This is a genomic window from Gemella sp. GH3, assembly GCF_013415425.1.
Lineage (GTDB): Bacteria > Bacillota > Bacilli > Staphylococcales > Gemellaceae > Gemelliphila.
Genome location: NZ_JACBYC010000251.1, coordinates 1 through 400, shown reverse-complemented (window position 1 = coordinate 400; position 400 = coordinate 1). Strand labels below are relative to the sequence as shown.

Here is a 400-nt window from a genome sequence, read left to right as displayed (position 1 = left end):
CATTAAGGTTCACTATTCTGGAATTAATTATAAAGACGCTTTGGCTACACAAGATAACAATGCAATTGTAAAAAGTTATCCTATGGTGCCTGGTATTGATTTGGCTGGTACTATTGAAGAAACGAATGCACCTGGATTAGAAGTTGGAGATGAAGTCATTGTTACAAGCTATGACTTAGGTGTAAGTCATTATGGTGGTTTTAGTGAATACGCACGTGTGAAATCAGAGTGGGTTATTAACTTACCAGAGGGACTTACTCTAGAAGAAGCTATGATTTATGGAACTGCTGGATATACAGCTGGCTTAGCTATTGAAAAATTAGAAAAAGCTGGCATGACTATTGAAGGAAAAGAAGTTTTAGTAAGAGGAGCATCAGGTGGCGTTGGCACACTTGCTATG

General features: G+C 38.0%; 1 protein-coding gene. It reads left to right on the top strand.

Annotated features, from left to right (window positions below; translation table 11 throughout):
- A partial coding sequence (locus HZY83_RS08145; protein ID WP_179943533.1) for an alcohol dehydrogenase catalytic domain-containing protein occupies positions 1 to 400 on the top strand: 400 nt, incomplete at both ends.